Annotated in this window: 13 protein-coding genes; 7 read left to right on the forward strand and 6 right to left on the reverse strand. The window is 72.7% G+C overall.

The window, feature by feature from the left end; genetic code table 11:
* Positions 1–62: 62 nt before the first annotated feature.
* A complete protein-coding gene (locus BLW86_RS26855; protein WP_256341443.1) occupies positions 63–401 on the reverse strand; it encodes a hypothetical protein in 339 nt (112 codons plus the stop codon).
* A 293-nt stretch (positions 402–694) separates the two neighbouring features.
* On the opposite strand from BLW86_RS26855, the gene BLW86_RS26860 reads away from it, so the two are divergent.
* The 3 genes from BLW86_RS26860 to BLW86_RS26870 are packed head-to-tail and all read left to right on the forward strand — an operon-like array spanning position 695 to position 3,026.
* Positions 695–2,056 (forward strand): glutamine synthetase family protein, encoded by a 1,362-nt coding sequence (locus tag BLW86_RS26860; protein ID WP_093876415.1) that lies wholly within the window; start codon positions 695–697, stop codon positions 2,054–2,056.
* Between the two features lie 38 nt (positions 2,057–2,094).
* Positions 2,095–2,541 carry a hypothetical protein gene (locus tag BLW86_RS26865; RefSeq protein ID WP_256341444.1) on the forward strand — a complete coding sequence of 149 codons (447 nt, stop codon included), beginning with the start codon at positions 2,095–2,097 and terminating at the stop codon, positions 2,539–2,541.
* On the forward strand, positions 2,538–3,026 hold the full coding sequence (locus BLW86_RS26870) for a GNAT family N-acetyltransferase (protein WP_093876417.1): 489 nt from the start codon (positions 2,538–2,540) through the stop codon (positions 3,024–3,026). Before BLW86_RS26865 ends, BLW86_RS26870 begins: the two co-directional genes overlap by 4 nt.
* Positions 3,027–3,036: 10 nt before the next feature.
* On the opposite strand, the gene BLW86_RS26875 is transcribed toward BLW86_RS26870, so the two are convergent.
* Together BLW86_RS26875 and BLW86_RS26880 are read right to left on the reverse strand one after the other, a co-directional pair.
* Positions 3,037–3,468, reverse strand: coding sequence for a VOC family protein (locus tag BLW86_RS26875; RefSeq protein WP_093876418.1), 432 nt, complete (start codon positions 3,466–3,468; stop codon positions 3,037–3,039).
* Positions 3,469–3,943: 475 nt separating this feature from the next.
* The gene (locus BLW86_RS26880) at positions 3,944–6,058 is read right to left on the reverse strand and encodes a PIG-L family deacetylase (RefSeq protein ID WP_093876419.1); all 2,115 of its coding nucleotides are present in this window, start codon (positions 6,056–6,058) and stop codon (positions 3,944–3,946) included.
* 219 nt (positions 6,059–6,277) lie between these two features.
* Here BLW86_RS26880 and BLW86_RS26885 point away from each other — a divergent pair, with 219 nt between their 5' ends.
* Positions 6,278–9,265: a bifunctional [glutamine synthetase] adenylyltransferase/[glutamine synthetase]-adenylyl-L-tyrosine phosphorylase gene (locus BLW86_RS26885; protein ID WP_093876420.1), complete on the forward strand. Its 2,988-nt coding sequence runs from the start codon at positions 6,278–6,280 to the stop codon at positions 9,263–9,265.
* A 15-nt stretch (positions 9,266–9,280) separates the two neighbouring features.
* Here BLW86_RS26885 and BLW86_RS26890 read toward each other — a convergent pair whose 3' ends face one another.
* A complete protein-coding gene (locus BLW86_RS26890; RefSeq protein WP_093876421.1) occupies positions 9,281–9,724 on the reverse strand; it encodes a MarR family winged helix-turn-helix transcriptional regulator in 444 nt (147 codons plus the stop codon).
* A gap of 63 nt (positions 9,725–9,787) precedes the next feature.
* Here BLW86_RS26890 and BLW86_RS26895 point away from each other — a divergent pair, with 63 nt between their 5' ends.
* The gene (locus BLW86_RS26895; protein WP_093876422.1) at positions 9,788–10,198 is read left to right on the forward strand and encodes a VOC family protein; all 411 of its coding nucleotides are present in this window, start codon (positions 9,788–9,790) and stop codon (positions 10,196–10,198) included.
* On the opposite strand, the gene BLW86_RS26900 is transcribed toward BLW86_RS26895, so the two are convergent.
* The gene (locus BLW86_RS26900) at positions 10,189–10,803 is read right to left on the reverse strand and encodes a TetR/AcrR family transcriptional regulator (protein ID WP_093876423.1); all 615 of its coding nucleotides are present in this window, start codon (positions 10,801–10,803) and stop codon (positions 10,189–10,191) included. The two genes, BLW86_RS26895 and BLW86_RS26900, sit on opposite strands and share 10 nt — an antisense overlap.
* A 112-nt stretch (positions 10,804–10,915) precedes the next feature.
* Between BLW86_RS26900 and BLW86_RS26905 the strand changes: the two genes are divergently transcribed.
* Complete coding sequence (locus BLW86_RS26905; RefSeq protein ID WP_093876424.1) at positions 10,916–12,457, forward strand: APC family permease; 1,542 nt, start codon at positions 10,916–10,918, stop codon at positions 12,455–12,457.
* Positions 12,367–13,947, forward strand: a complete 1,581-nt coding sequence (locus BLW86_RS26910; protein ID WP_093876425.1) for an amidohydrolase — start codon at positions 12,367–12,369, stop codon at positions 13,945–13,947. Before BLW86_RS26905 ends, BLW86_RS26910 begins: the two co-directional genes overlap by 91 nt.
* A gap of 888 nt (positions 13,948–14,835) precedes the next feature.
* On the opposite strand, the gene BLW86_RS26920 is transcribed toward BLW86_RS26910, so the two are convergent.
* Entirely contained in the window at positions 14,836–15,792 is a 957-nt protein-coding gene (locus BLW86_RS26920) for a phosphatase PAP2 family protein (protein ID WP_256341445.1), read from the reverse strand.
* Positions 15,793–15,807 lie beyond the last annotated feature (15 nt).

Consider the following 15,807-nt stretch of genomic DNA (forward strand, 5'->3'; position numbering starts at 1 on the left):
GGTGGAGTTCGGGGGTGGACGTGCGGGGACGGGCCCGCCACGGGGCGGGGCGCCCGTCGTCGCTACGTCCGGAGAACTTGAAGGACGTGCAGGTCCGGCGCGCGCGGCCGGGCGTCCGAGCGGCGCGACGGCCCGTCACCGGAGGGCGGCGCGAGACGCGGCGTCCCCTCGTCCGCCTGCGGCGGGGTGTCGAGCGGGGGCGCGCTGAGCACCGCGGGGGAGAGCGAGGGGAAGAGGGAGCAGCCGCCGCGGTCGTACGGGCAGATGTACTCGCCGGTGGCGGCGACGGCCGTCACCGTCCGCGGAGCCGCCTCATGAGAGGCGCCGTGCCGCTCCGGCACCGTCCCCTGACAGAGGAAGAGCGCGGCGAGGAGCGTCGCCACGGCACTCGCCAGTGCCATGGGACGCGCGTGTCGGGACAGGCGTACGAGCCGTGTGGCCCCCATGGGCGCAGATCGTAGTGGGCGAAGGGCCTCTGTGGGCCGAACGGGGTACCACTCGGTACCGACGGGCGGGTGCCGGACGGGTGGGGAAGCACCTCGGTCCGGCCGTTCCCCCGTTACCCGAGTCACATCCGAGCAGGCAGTATGGGTGTGCAACGTGCGCGAAACCATGTGGTGGGATGCTCAGGTGCCCCCCGATGTACCGGAGGCGGTGGGAGCAGGCGGCCTGACCAGCGAGGATGGGTGTGGAAATGGACAAGCAGCAGGAATTCGTGCTCCGTACGCTCGAGGAGCGCGACATCCGCTTCGTACGTCTGTGGTTCACCGACGTGCTCGGCTTCCTCAAGTCGGTGGCCGTGGCGCCCGCCGAACTGGAGCAGGCCTTCGACGAGGGCATCGGCTTCGACGGCTCCGCGATCGAGGGCTTCGCCCGCGTCTACGAGTCGGACATGATCGCCAAGCCGGATCCGGGCACCTTCCAGATCCTGCCGTGGCGCGCCGAGGCCCCGGGCACCGCCCGGATGTTCTGCGACATCCTCATGCCGGACGGCTCGCCCTCCTTCGCCGACCCGCGCTACGTCCTCAAGCGGGCCCTGGCCAAGACCTCCGACCTCGGCTTCACCTTCTACACCCACCCCGAGATCGAGTTCTTCCTCCTGAAGGACAAGCCGCTCGACGGCACCCGGCCCACCCCGGCCGACAACTCGGGCTACTTCGACCACACCCCGCAGAACGTCGGCATGGACTTCCGCCGCCAGGCCATCACCATGCTCGAATCGATGGGCATCTCGGTGGAGTTCTCCCACCACGAGGGCGCGCCCGGCCAGCAGGAGATCGACCTCCGCTACGCCGACGCCCTGTCCACCGCCGACAACATCATGACCTTCCGCCTGGTCATGAAGCAGGTGGCCCTGGAGCAGGGCGTGCAGGCCACGTTCATGCCGAAGCCGTTCTCGGACTACCCCGGCTCGGGCATGCACACCCACCTGTCGCTCTTCGAGGGCGACCGGAACGCCTTCTACGAGTCGGGCGCCGAGTACCAGCTGTCGAAGGTGGGCCGCTCCTTCATCGCGGGCCTCCTGAAGCACGCGGGCGAGATCTCCGCCGTGACGAACCAGTGGGTCAACTCCTACAAGCGCATCTGGGGCGGCTCCTCCCGCACCGCCGGCTCGGGCGGCGAGGCCCCCTCGTACATCTGCTGGGGCCACAACAACCGCTCCGCGCTCATCCGCGTCCCCATGTACAAGCCGGGCAAGACGGGCTCCTCCCGCGTCGAGGTCCGCTCCATCGACTCGGGCGCCAACCCCTACCTGACCTACGCGGTCCTCCTCGCCGCCGGCCTCAAGGGCATCGAGGAGGGCTACGAGCTCCCGGCCGGCGCCGACGACGACGTCTGGGCCCTCTCCGACTCGGAGCGCCGCGCGATGGGCATCGAGCCGCTCCCGCAGAACCTGGGAGAGGCGATCGCCCTGATGGAGAAGAGCGAACTGGTCGCCGAGACGCTGGGCGAGCACGTCTTCGACTTCTTCCTGCGCAACAAGAAGCAGGAGTGGGAGGAGTACCGCTCCGAGGTCACCGCCTTCGAGCTGCGGAAGAACCTGCCGGTGCTGTAGGGGTGGGCGTTCCTCACCGTGCCGGCGGCACGGAACTCGTGCCCACGCCCGCCAACCGGGCGGCCAACGCGGCGCTCGGTCTCGCGCTCGGCCTCGGCTCCCTCGCCTACGGGGCGGAGGCCGGGACCGGCTGGGAGCGGGCGGCGGTGGTGGTCGCCGTCCTGGGGTGCGGAATCCTCGCCGTGCGGGGGTTTCGCGCCGGGGTCCGGTGCGAGGCGGAGCGGCTCGTGGTCCGCGGTTTCGTGCGGACGCGGGTGATACCGCGGGCGGCCGTCACCGGCGTCACGGACTTCCCGTCCGTCCGCTGGACCTCGCCCCGGGGACGGCCCAGGTGGACGCCGGTCACGGTGTTCGCGGAGGTCTCGGGGGAGACCGGCGGGGCGCGGTCCCGCAAGCGCGGCAACACGGCGAGACTGCGGCGTTGGGCGGCGCGCGGCCAAACCCGTTGCCCGGGGACCGGCGGGCGGTCCAGACTGCCCGGGTGAAGATCGAATCCGTCGCCACCGCGCGGCTCGTGTTGCATCCGTTGAGCGAGGACGGGGCCGAGCGCATCGTCGCCCGGCAGTCCGGGGACGGGGACCGCTGGGGAGAGGAATACCCCGGCGACGGGGACGTCCGGTCCGCCACCGGCTTCCTGCGCGGACTCGCCGAGCGGGGGGATCCGGGGGTCTTCCGGCCCTACGAGATACGGCTCGACGGCGTCACCGTCGGCGGCATCGGGTTCCACGGGCCGCCGGACGAGCTCGGCGTCGCGACCGTCGGGTACGGGCTGACGCCTCGGGTACGGGGGAACGGATACGCCTCCGAGGCTTTGCGGGCGCTCCTCGAAGTCGCCCGGGTGGCCGGCGTCGCCGGGGTGAAGGGCGACGCCGACCTGGACAACCCGGCCTCGCACCGGGTGATGGAGGCCGCCGGGATGCGGTGCGTGGCGCAGGACGAGCAACTCCGCCACTTCTACCTGGGGTTCTGACCGGCCGGGCTCAGCGCTCCGACAGCTCCGACGGGGCCTCCTGCACGACCCAGCCGTTGCCGTCCGGGTCCTCGAAGGTCATGAACGAGTTCCAGGTGCCGCCCTTGCCGTCCTCCCAGCCCGTCTCGCCGACGTGCCGCACCGGCGAGACGTCGACGCCCCGGCCGAGGAGCTCCGCCCGGGCCGCCTCGATGTCCGTGACGCAGAGCTGGAGGCCGTGCAGGGTGCCCGGGCTCGTCGCCTTCGTCCCCGGCATCGGCGGCATGCCGCTCATCAGAGTGATCGAGCAGCGCGAGCCGGGCGGGGTCGCCTGGACGAGCCGTGTGCCGGGCGCGAGCTCGGTGTCCAGGTCGATCGTGAAGCCGCACTTCGCGCCGTAGAACTCCTTGGCCCGGTCCAGGTCGGTGACGGGGACGGGCACGACTTCCAGGGTCCAGTTCATGGGGCCCACGGTCCCGCACGGGACGGCCCCACGCACACCGAACCACCGCGGTGTGGCGGCCGCGCCTGGGAGGCGGTGCCCCCGCCCGTGCGGGCAATCGTCCCGCTGGGGCGGGACGGGTGGGCACACGGGACGGCGCCCCTTAGCGGCGCCTCCGCGTTCCGGGCCTGGATCCGCACCACGAGGGCGGCGCACAAAGGGGTGCGGGTCAGGCGCGGGAGCCTCTGGCGCCGGCAAGGGCGCCGTTCCGTTGTGCCCACCCTCCCCCAAGCTCTCGGCTTCGCTCGAGCAGGGGGGACCCCCTCGCCCCAGCGGAACGACTGCCCACAACGGGGTGGGCGGGGCACCGCCCCGGCGGAACGATTGCCCACAACGGGGGCACGAGGGGTGGGCACCGCCCCGGCGGAACGATTGCCCACAACGGGGGTGCGAGGGGTGGGCGTCGTCCCAGTGGAACGACTGCCCGCAACGAAGATCAGCGGCCCGCCGGGGTCCAGTGCAGGTGGCCGTCCAGGCCGATCGCCGCCACCCCGTCCGTGCCCGCGTCCGGCGCGCCGGAGAACAGGAACTTCTCCAGGGTCCACACCGGCCGCGCCCCGGCCCGCCCGTGCGGTGCCGTCGCCAGGAAGCCGGTGCGGGAGCGGACCGCGAGCAGGCCGTCGCCGCCGCTGACCGGGCCGAAGCCCGCGACGCCGGTGCCGGGCAGCTCCGTGACCGGGGAGACCGGGCCCGTACCGGAGAAGTCGGCGCTCCGCAGGTCGCCGGAGGCCGGCTTGCGGAACCAGAGGCGTACGCCGTCGCCGTCCGGCGCCGCGCTCGCGCTCAGCGCGAGGGTCGTCGGCGGCAGCCCGGTCGGCACGGGCCCCGTCAGCGGCCCGCCGGGGCTCTGCTCGGCCCAGGCGAGGACGGTGCTCGGGGTGCTGGCGAAGACGTGGCCCCGGCCGTCGGTGTCCGTCGCCGCCGCCGGGTCGCCGTACACCTCCGTGCCGCCCAGGGACCGCCACGGGCCCCAGCCGCCGTCGGGCCGCTGCTCACGGGCCGTCAGCCGGTGGCGGCTGTCGCGCAGGACCAGGGTGGCCCGGCCGTCGGGGGCGACGGTCACGGCGGGCGCGCTGATGTCCGAGGTGCCCTCGGCGTCGTTCCGCTCGGGCGTGCCGAGCGAGAGCCAGGGGCCGAAGCCGGCGCCCGGCGCGGTCTGGACGGTGGTGACCGCCTCGCGCCGGTAGTCGGCCGCGGTGTCGCCGAGCGTGGTGCGGATGCCGAAGACGGCTATGCGGCCGTCGGGCAGGGTCACGGAGGTGATCCCGCTGTCGAGGCCGGCGCCGGGCAGCAGTTCCGGGCCCTGCCAGGCCACGGCGTCCGCCGGCTTCCGCCAGGCGGCGAGGTGGCCGTCGAGGACGGAGAAGGCGTGCAGCCCGCCGCGCGGGTCGCGCTGGACCCAGGAGGTGGAGGTGCCCCGGGCGTACCGGACGGTCTGGGTCCAGCCCCGCCCGGCGGGCCGCGCGGCCACCTTCAGGTCGCCGCAGCCGGCGTCGGGGCCGCAGTCGTGGACCCCGTCCAGCCAGGCGTACGTCTTCAGGGTCCTCAGCTTCGCGTCGGCGGTCTCGGGGTCGAGGGTGTGCGGCAGGACGCTGGTCGGGTAACCGAGGTAGTTCTGCACGCCGACGTGGGGGTGGCCGGGCAGCCGCGCGTACCGGGCGAGCGCGGTCTGCACGAACCGGGCCCCGTACAGGTGGTCCTGGTGGTCCCGGAGCTTCCCGCTCTTCGGGTACGTGCCGGGGCTCGGGTCCTGCATCCGGACGAAGGTCGGCCGGAACCGCTCCAGGAGCCCGGTCACCGTGGCCACGACCTGCTCCTTCGTGTAGGCGAAGTCGGCGGTGACGGGGGTGCCGGCGGAGCGCTGTGATCCGAGGGCGGTGATCCGGCCGTCCCAGAGGCCGTGGAGGCTGTGCGGCCGGTCGCCGTCGATGGCTCCGGCCTCGCGTATCTGCAGCCACACCAGCTTGATCCGCGGCCGGGCGCGCAGGGTGTCCAGCTCGGCCCACCCGCCGCCGGCCGTGGGTATCGCGGTCCGGTCCCAGGGGCTGGTCCGGCTGCCCGTCGCCATCTCGGCGTAGGCGGCGCGTATGCCGTTCTGCCGGGCCTCGGCGTAGCCGGCCTTGTCGGGCGCGGCGACCTCGGCGTCGTGGGGACGGGCGTTGACCCCGTCGGACTCGCCGGCGGTGAGGTAGACGGCGGCGAGGGGGCTGCCGGAGTGGAGGGACTGGGAGACGTCCGGGTTCATGAAGAACAGGTCGTCGTCGGGGTGGGCCACGATCTGCATCACGGAGACGGGGGAACCGGCGCCCCGGAGGGGCGGCTCCACGGGCCCGGGCTTGTCACTCTTCCCCGGCTTCCCGCTCTTCCCCTGCGCCTTCGCCGACAGGACCTTCGTGGGCACGTGCGACGGATCCTCCGCCGCCTGCGGCGTCCCCGTCACCGTGAGGATCCCGACGAAGGCGCCGCCCACCAGGGCGGCCGTCACTGCCGTCGCGGCGGTCCTGCGGCGGGACGGGAGGGGGATCGAGCGGCGGAGGCGGCGGACGGGCATGTCTCGGTGGCGTGCTTTCCCATGAGGTCGGACGAGCGGGGCGGTCCCGCGGAAGGCAAGACGAACTTTCAAGGAATACGGTTCATCGGGCCCGAAAAGCCACCGATGTGCGAGACATCACGTGTGATCCGCTGCGAACCGCAGGCCTGGACGCCGGGGCCCCGCACTGCGGATACGCTCGGTTCCCTGGGTTCGGACCTGCTCGGAGGGAGCGGCGGAATGACGGTGCCGGGACGCAGGAGCAGTACGTTCTCACGTCTGCTGCGGCACGGGTTCACCGATCCCTCGGGGGCCGAACGGCTCCTCGACGTGCCCGAGCTGTCCGCGCTGCGCGGCGATCCCGTCCTCCTCGACGCCCTCGGCGCCACCGCCGATCCCGACCTCGCCCTGCGCGGTCTGGTGCGCCTGGTCGAGGCGCAGGCCGAGACGGAGCGGCAGACGCTCACCACCACGCTGCTCTCCGCGAAGCCGTTCCGGGACCGGCTCCTCGGGGTGCTCGGCGCCTCCGAGGCGCTCGCCGACCACCTGGCCCGGCACCCCCGCGACTGGGAGTCCCTCGTCACGTACGAGGCGGCCGACCTGCACCCGGGGGTCGCCGAGTTCGAGCAGGGGCTCGCCGAGGCCACCGACCCGGTGTCGCTGCGGGTCGCCTACCGCCGCTGCCTCCTCGCCATAGCGGCCCGTGACGTGTGCGGCACCACCGACGTCGCCCAGGCGGCCGCCGAGCTCGCGGACCTGGCGACGGCGACCCTGCGTGCCGCGCTCGCCATCGCCCGTACGGCCGCACCCGCCGACGCCGCCATGTGCCGGCTCGCGGTGATCGCGATGGGCAAGTGCGGCGGCCACGAGCTGAACTACGTCTCCGACGTGGACGTGATCTTCGTCGGGGAGCCGGCCGAGGGCGCAGACGAGGGCAAGGCGATCCAGGCCGCGACCCGGCTCGCCTCCCATCTGATGCGGATCTGCTCGGAGACCACCGTCGAGGGCACCATCTGGCCGGTCGACGCCAATCTGCGCCCCGAGGGCCGCAACGGCCCCCTCGTGCGCACCCTCTCCTCCCACCTCGCCTACTACCAGCGGTGGGCGAAGACCTGGGAGTTCCAGGCGCTGCTCAAGGCGCGCGCGGTGGCGGGCGACCCCGAGCTGGGCGCCCAGTACATCGACGCGGTATCCCCGCTCGTCTGGCAGGCGGCCGAGCGCGAGAACTTCGTCCCCGACGTGCAGCAGATGCGCCGCCGCGTCGTCGCCGGCATCCCGGTCGCCCAGGTCGAGCGCGAGCTCAAGCTCGGCCCCGGCGGCCTCAGGGACGTCGAGTTCGCCGTCCAGCTCCTCCAGCTGGTGCACGGCCGCAGCGACGCCACCCTGCACAGCGGCACCACCCTCGACGCGCTCGCCGCGCTGGCCGCCGGCGGCTACGTGGGCCGCGCCGACGCCTCCCAGCTCGACGAGGCGTACCGGTTCCTGCGGGCCATGGAGCACCGCATCCAGCTGTACCGGCTGCGCCGCACCCACCTCGTCCCCGAGGACGAGGCCGACCTGCGCCGCCTCGGCCGCTCCCTCGGGCTGCGCACCGACCCGGTCGCCGAGCTCAACAAGGAGTGGAAGCGGCACGCCGCCGTCGTCCGGCGGCTGCACGAGAAGCTCTTCTACCGGCCGCTGCTCGACGCGGTCGCGCAGCTCGCCCCCGGCGAGATCCGGCTCAGCCCGAAGGCGGCCGGGCAGCGGCTCGAAGCGCTCGGGTACGCGGACCCCGCCGCCGCCCTGCGCCACCTGGAGGCGCTGGCCTCCGGGGTGAGCCGGAAGGCCGCGATCCAGCGGACGCTGCTGCCGGTGCTGCTCGGCTGGTTCGCCGACTCCGCCGACCCGGACGCCGGGCTCCTCGGCTTCCGCAAGGTCTCCGACGCCCTCGGCAAGACCCCTTGGTACCTGCGGCTGCTCCGCGACGAGGGCGCCGCCGCCGAGAACCTCGCCCGGGTCCTGTCCGCCGGGCGCCTCGCCCCCGACCTGCTGCTCCGCGCCCCCGAGGCCGTCGCGATCCTCGGCGATCCGGAGGGCCTGAAGCCGCGCGGCCGGGACCACCTGGAGCAGGAGGTCCTGGCGGCGGTGGGCCGCGCGGACGACGCCGAGCAGGCGGTCGCGGCGGCCCGCGGGGTGCGCCGCAGGGAGCTGTTCCGCACCGCCGCGGCCGATCTCATCGGCTCGTACGGCACCGAGGACAGCCCCCGTGAGCCCGATCCGGGCGCGCTCGTGGACCGGGTGGGGGAGGCCGTCACCGACCTCAACGCGGTGACGATCGCCGGCGCCCTGCGGGCCGCCGTGCGCGCCGAGTGGGGCGAGGAGCTGCCGACCCGGTTCGCGGTGATCGGCATGGGCCGCTTCGGCGGCCACGAGCTCGGGTACGGCTCCGACGCCGACGTGCTGTTCGTGCACGAGCCGCGCGAGGGCGTCGACGAGCAGGAGGCGGCCCGGGCCGCGAACCGGGTGGTCGCCGAGATGCGGCGGCTGCTCCAACTGCCCACGGCCGACCCCCCGTTGCTGATCGACGCCGATCTGCGCCCGGAGGGCAAGAGCGGCCCCCTGGCGCGGAGCCTGAAGTCGTACGAGGCCTACTACCGCCGCTGGTCGCTCGTCTGGGAGAGCCAGGCGCTGCTGCGCGCCGCACCGATGGCGGGCGACCAGGAGTTGGCGGACCGCTTCATCGAACTGGTCGACCCGCTGCGCTATCCGGCGGAGGGCCTCGGCGAGGACGCGGTCCGCGAGATCCGCCGCCTCAAGGCCCGGATGGAGTCCGAGCGGCTGCCGCGCGGCGCCGACCCGACGCTCCACGCGAAGCTCGGGCGCGGCGGCCTCAGCGACGTCGAGTGGACGGTCCAGCTGCTCCAGATGCGGCACGGCTGGGCCGAACCGGGCCTGCGGACGACCCGTACCCGCGAGGCCCTGGCCGCCGCCCACGCGGCGGGGCTGATCCCGACGGAGGAGGCGCAGACCCTCGACGAGGCCTGGGTCCTCGCCACCCGCGTGCGCAACGCGGTGATGCTGGTCCGCGGCCGCCCCGGTGACACCTTCCCGTCGCAGCCGCGCGAACTCGCCGCGGTGGGGCGGTATTTGGGGTACGAGTCGGGTCACGTCGGCGAGATGGTCGACGACTACCGCCGGATCACCCGCCGGGCCAGGGCCGTCGTCGAGGAGCTGTTCTACGGGGCGTAGGCGGCACTCCGGCGATCAGTCGAGCCCCTGGTGCACCCGGAGCAACAGGCCCTGGAGCAGGGCCCGTTCCTCCGGGGCCAGTGGTGCGAGCAGTTCGTCCTGGACGGAGCGGGCCTCGGCGTCGAGCTCCGCGAGGAGGTCCCGGCCGGCCGGGGCGAGGGTGACGGAGACCCGCCTGCGGTCCTCGGGGTCGCGCGCCCGCTCGACGTACCCGCCGGTGGTCAGCTGGTCCACGACCTTGGCGATGTCGCTGGGGTCGACGCCGAGGCGGACGACGAGGTCGCGCTGGGCGTGCGGGCCGAAGTCGGAGAGGGCGGCGAGGACCGCCATGTCCCAGAGGCGCAGGCCGCGTCCGGCCAGCCGGTCGGCCAGTCTGCCCCGGGCGGTCTTGCCGATCCGGGAGAGCAGATAGGTGCTGAGGCCGAGCAGGGCGGGCGGGGTGGATCGCGCGGAAGGCATGACCAAAGTCTAAGGTCCGCTCCTATAGTGGGTGTGGACCTACTATTTTTCGAGGAGCCCGCCGTGCACGTCCCGTACCCCCGACTGCTCGTCACCCGCTTCGCCGACTGCTTCCGCTTCTACGCGGCCGTCCTGCCCCTGCTGACCGGCGCGGACCTCGACAAGGGCGGGCCGGACGGGCCGTACGCCAACTGGGAGGTGGACGGCCGGGGCGTCCTGGTGCTGTTCGACCGCGCCGCGATGGCCTCCGTCCTCGGCACCGGGGACCTGCCGGCCCGTCCGGGGCCGGCCCAGGACACCGCGATGCTCGTGCTGCGGGTGGACGACGTCGACGAGGCCCTCGCCCTCTGCCTGGGGTCCGGCGGCGATCCCGTGCTCGGCGCCGCCGACCGCCCGGAATGGGGTCCCGGCCTGCGCACCGCCCACCTCCGTGACCCCGAGGGGCGGTTGATCGAGCTCCAGTCCTACAGCTGATCCGTGTCGAGCAGCGTCCGGACGTGGGTCAGATAGCCGGTGAGGGCCATGTCGAAGGCCCGGTCGGCGCGGCCCTCGGAGACCGCGCCGAGGGCGCGGGCCAGCTGGGGGGTGGCCGTTTCGTCGGCCAGCTCCCACATCATCTCGGGCGCCGCCATGTCGAGGGCCGAGCCGAGCACCAGGTTCTCCAGGCCGATGATCACCGGCATCACGGCCGCCGTCGGGAAGCCCGCCTCCAGGAGGCGGGTGACGGCCTTCTCGTACTGCTGGAGCACCTTGGGCGCGCGCACCGGTGAGGCGGTGAGCAGCGGGATCGTGCGCGGATGGGCGGCGAAGGCGGCGCGGTACGAGCGGGCCCAGGCGGCCATGGCCGCGTCCCAGGGCGTCACCTCGAAGGCGGCGTCGTCGATGGCGTCGCAGACCCGCTCGCGCAGCAGCTCCACGATGCCGTCCCGGCCGTCCACATGGTGGTACACCGACGCCGTCTGCGCCCCGAGCCGGCGGGCGATCTGAGGGACGCTGAACTCGCCCTGTTCGTCGACGAGTTCGAGCGCGGTGGTGGTGATGCGCTCCCGGTCGAGGAGGGGTGTGCGCGGCCGGCCCATGAAGGTCTTCCCCCAGTTCAGGTCTTCCCGAATCGTTGGGCATGAGGCTACATTGCGCCAACCGAAAGGCTTTAGGTTTCCTGCTCCCGCCGCAGAAGGGCCTCCCCACCCCATGTCGTCCAGCACGTCCGACGAGCCGCCCGGGCTCCGCACCGGCACGCTCACCACCGCGGACATCTCCTTCTTCGTCGTGTCCGCCGCCGCCCCGCTCACCGTCATGGCCGGCGTCGCCCCCATCGCCCTCGTCCTCGGCGGCATCGGCGCCCCGGCCGGATACCTCCTGGCCGGCCTCACCCTCGCCGTCTTCGCCGTCGGCTTCACCGCGATGAGCCGCCACGTCCGCAGCGCCGGCGCCTTCTACGCGTACATCGCCCAGGGCCTCGGCACACCCCTCGGCATCGCCGCCGCCCTCGTCGCCATGGTCGGCTACAACGGCATGGAGATCGGCGTCTACGGACTCCTCGGCTCCGCCACCGCCGACACCGCCCACGCCCTGTGGGGCGTCGACCTGCCCTGGCTGCCCATCGCCCTCGCCGGACTGCTGCTCATCTGGTACGGCGGCTACCGCTCCATCGACTTCGGCGCCAAGGTCCTCGGCGTGCTGCTCGTCGCCGAGACCGGCATCCTCGTGCTTCTAGCCGCCGGCGTGCTCCTCAAGGGTGGCGCCCACGGGATCTCCCTCGCATCCTTCGCCCCCGGTAACGTCTTCGTCCCCGGCACCGCCGCCGTGCTCGCCTTCGCCTTCTCCGCCTTCACCGGCTTCGAGTCGACCGTCATCTACCGCCGCGAGGCCCGCGACCCGGCCCGCACCATCCCCCGCGCCACCTACATCGCGGTCGGCTTCCTCGGGCTCTTCTACGCCTTCGTCGTCTGGACCGTCATCCAGGCCTTCGGCGACGACAAGGTCGTCGAGGCCGCCGCGGGCGACACCGGCGGACTCTTCTTCGCCGCCATCACCACCTACGTCGGCGGCTGGGCCGCCGACCTGATGCACCTCTTCATCGTGACCAGCATCCTCGCCTCGCTCCTCGCCTTCCACAACGCGATCAACCGCTACGGCCTCGCGCTCGCCGAGGAAGGCGTGCTGCCCGCCGCGCTCGGCCGCGTCCACCCGCGCCACCGCTCCCCGTACCTCGCCGGCGTCGCCCAGACCGTGCTCGGCGCCGTCATCGTGCTCGGCTTCGCCGTCGCCGGCGCCGACCCGTACACCCAGCTGCTGCTCTGGGTGAACACCCCCGGCATGCTCGGCCTCATGGCGCTGATGCTGCTCGCCGCCCTCGCCGTCGTCCGCTACTTCCGGCGCGTCCCGCACCAGGAGGGCGCCCTGCGCACCCTCGTCGCCCCGGCCACCGCCGCCGTGCTGTTGGCCGTCGCCCTCTGGCTCGTCGCCTCCAAGGTCGCCCTGTTCACCGGTGCCTCCACCACCGTCAACACCGTCCTCGTCGCCGTCGTCCCCGCCGTCCTCGTCATCGGGCTCCTCCTCGCGCACCGGCTGCGCCGCAGCCGCCCCGAGGTCTACGCCCGCTTCGCCGCAGAGCCGCCCACCGAAGGAGCCGACCCCCAGTGCCCGCACCCGACCTCCTCCTCGTCAACGCCCGCGTCCGCACCCCAGATCTCTCCCGGCACACCGCTGTCGCCGTCCACGACGGACTGATCACCGCCCTCGGCACCGACGCCGAGGCCCGCACCTGGGCCGGACCCGGCACCGAGACGGTCGACCTCGCCGGCGCCACCCTCACCCCCGGCCTCACCGACGCCCACAGCCACCCCGTCTGGGGCCTGGAGATGTTCACCGGCACCGACCTCTCGGCCGTCACCGACCTCGAAGGACTGCGCGCCGCCCTCCGCCGCGCCGAGCGCCGTGACGGCTGGGTCCTCGGCTTCGGCCTCGACCACAACGTCTTCGGCGGCCGCCCCGTCCACCGCGACCTCGTCGAGGACGCCCTCGACGGCGCCCCCGCCCACCTGCGCCTCTACGACGGACACTCCGTCCTCGTCAGCACGGCCGCCCTCAAGGCGGCCGGCATCGAAGGCCCCCGCGCCTTCGCCCAGCACTCCGAGATCGTCTGCGACGCCGACGGCCACCCCACCGGACACCTCGTCGAGCACGCCGCCATGGACCTGATGACCCCGGTCCTCCCCACCCAGCCGTACGCCGAGCGCCGCGACCGGCTCGTCGAGCTGCTCGGCGCCATGGCCGCCACCGGCCTCACCGCCGCCCACGTCATGGACCTGGGCGGACACGACGTCCCCGGACTCCTCGCCGGCATCGAGGAGGGCGGCGACCTGCCGGTCCGCCTCCGCCTCGCCCCCTGGTGCATGCCCGGCGCCGGCCCCGAGGAGCTCGACGGATTCGTACGGCTCCAGGAGCGGGCCGGACGACTGTGGGCGATCGGCGGCGTGAAGTTCTTCATGGACGGCACCGTCGAGGGCGGCACCGCCTGGCTGGAGCACGCCGACTGCCACGGCCAGGGCACCGACGCCTTCTGGCCCGACCCGGCCGCCTACTCCGCCGCCGTGCGCCACCTCCACCGGGCCGGTGTCGGCACCGCCACCCACGCCATCGGCGACGCCGCCGTCCGGCACGTCCTCGACACCGTGGAAGGCCTCGGCACGGGCGGACCCCGCCACCGGATCGAGCACATCGAGACCGTCCCCGACGACCAGCTCGGCCGCTTCGCCGCACTCGGCGTCGTCGCCTCGATGCAGCCCCCGCACACCGCGTACACCCGCGCCGACCACACCGACGAGTGGTCGAAGCGGCTCGGCGAGGAGCGGGCCGCCCGCGCCTGGCGCTGCCGCGACCTGAGGGACGCCGGAGCCCACCTCGCGCTCGGCTCGGACTGGCCCATCGCCCACTACGACGCCCGCCAGGTCCTCGCCACCGCCCGCGCCCCGCGCGGCGCGGCTTCCGCCCGGCGCGGGCTCACGGGTCTGATGGCCCTGGAGGGGATGACCACGCACGCGGCGCTCGCGGCGGGGGAGGAGACGGTCGCGGGCCGGATCGCCCCGGGCCACCGGGCCGACCTCACCGCCTTCGCCCTGGACCCGGTGGAGGCCCCGGCGGACGAGACCGCCGAGGCCCCGGTCCGGCTGACGGTCGCCGGGGGAAGGATCACCTACCTGGCGGGGGCGAAAGTCTAAGGGTCGCCATATAATTTTCTTGCCGTCGTATCCGAACATTTGCTGTCGGAGTTTCTGTGGGTTGTGGCATGGTGACACGACCCACCTGAACCGGAATGCTGGCGATGATTTCCTGGTCGGCTTTGCGAAATACCTCTTCGCGGCAGGGTGCCTGAGGCGTCCCTTTCGGGGACAGCGGGAATCAGGTTCCGGATTCCGTTGCGGCCGGCCTCGCGTAGGGACGATCGCAACGGATCCTGGCATTGGGAATAGAAGGGAACTGCGCTAGAGGCTCAGCCGCAGTGGCTGGCGTAGCTGTGGTGATGGGCATTGTCCCCGCTCGGGGACGAAATGCTCCCACCCCAGGCGATGCACCGCCCGGCGGCGCTCACCGACACCGGCCCTGCGTAGTAGGTGTACTTCGTCGAGGAGCTGGGCGGGTCCTGCACATAAGCGTCCCCGGACTCACACGTCTGACCCTGAGTAACTCCGGCCCTACACTTGACCAGCCACACCATCTTCAGGGTGGGCGTACCGTACCCTCCCGCCGAGGTCGCCACGGCAGCCGCGCAGTTCTTTCCCGTCGACGAGTCGTAGTACAGGTAGACGGTTCCGTTCGTCACCCCACTGCTGGTCTTTAGGGCGTACGAATCGATCTGGGTGCCTGTACAACCGTAACTCGCGGCGCTCGCGGGCGGAGCCGCGACAAACAGGCTGCCTGCTGCAAGCACAAGCCCACCGACTATCGACGAAATTCTTCTCATTCCTACTCCTTGTGTAGAGTTCCGATGCAGGGGAAATCTAACACTCTGTGATCTTCGACAGCAAGGATGTTTTGCGGGCCTGATCTCACTGCCCGGCAGGTTTGAGGGGGCTGTGCATGGAATGCGGTGTTTTATGTTGGGTCGATCAACTACCGGAGCTGATCCGTTCCTGTTCCTGGGCATCTCGCGAGCTCTCCGGGCCCGCCTTCCCAGCGCCCGTCCGCTCTAGAGGCGGACCGCCCTGCGTGGCACCCTGTCCGATGTCCTGCGGGGTCGACGCCGCTGGCTCCACCAGCTTCGGCAGGCGGTGGGGGCGCGAGCCGTACCAGAAGTAGGACACGGTGAAGCCGAAGGACAGGCAGAGCATGCCGCCGACCGCGTCCATCCAGAAGTGGTTGGCGGTGGCGACGATGACGACGAGGGTCGCCGTCGGGTAGAGCAGGCCGAGGATCCTCGCCCAGGGCGCCCGGGCGAGCAGGAAGATGGTCAGTCCGCACCAGAGCGACCAGCCGATGTGCATCGACGGCATCGCCGCGTACTGGTTCGACACGTGCTTGAGGTTGCCCGAGGCCATCGAGCCCCAGGTGTGGTGGACGAGCACCGTGTCGACGAAGTTCTGCCCGTTCATGAGCCGGGGCGGCGCGAGCGGGTACAGGTAGTAGCCGACCAGGGCCACACCGGTGGTCGCGAACAGGACCGTGCGGAACGCTCCGTAACGGCCCGGATGCCATCGGTACAGCCACACCAGCACACCGATGGTCACGACGAAGTGCAGCGTGGCGTAGTAGTAGTTCATCGAGACGATCAGCCATGTCACCGAGTTCACGGCATGGTTGACGGCGTGCTCGAAGGCGAGCCCGAGGGACTCCTCGGTCTTCCAGATCCAGTCGGCGTTCCGGAGCGCCTCGGCCTTCTGCTCCGGCACCGCGTTGCGGATGAGCGAGTACGTCCAGTAGCTCACCGCGATGAGCAGGATCTCGAACCAGATGGTGGGGCGGCGGGGCGAGCGGGCGCGCAGCCGCGCGAACCTTCCCTCGTCGGCCACGATGGGTGACGACGGGGTCGTCCGGCTGTCCAAGCTCTTCACGGTCGTTTCACCCATAGCGAGAGAGTCTGC

The sequence above is a fragment of the Streptomyces sp. TLI_105 genome (genome assembly GCF_900105415.1).
Taxonomy (GTDB): Bacteria; Actinomycetota; Actinomycetes; order Streptomycetales; family Streptomycetaceae; genus Streptomyces.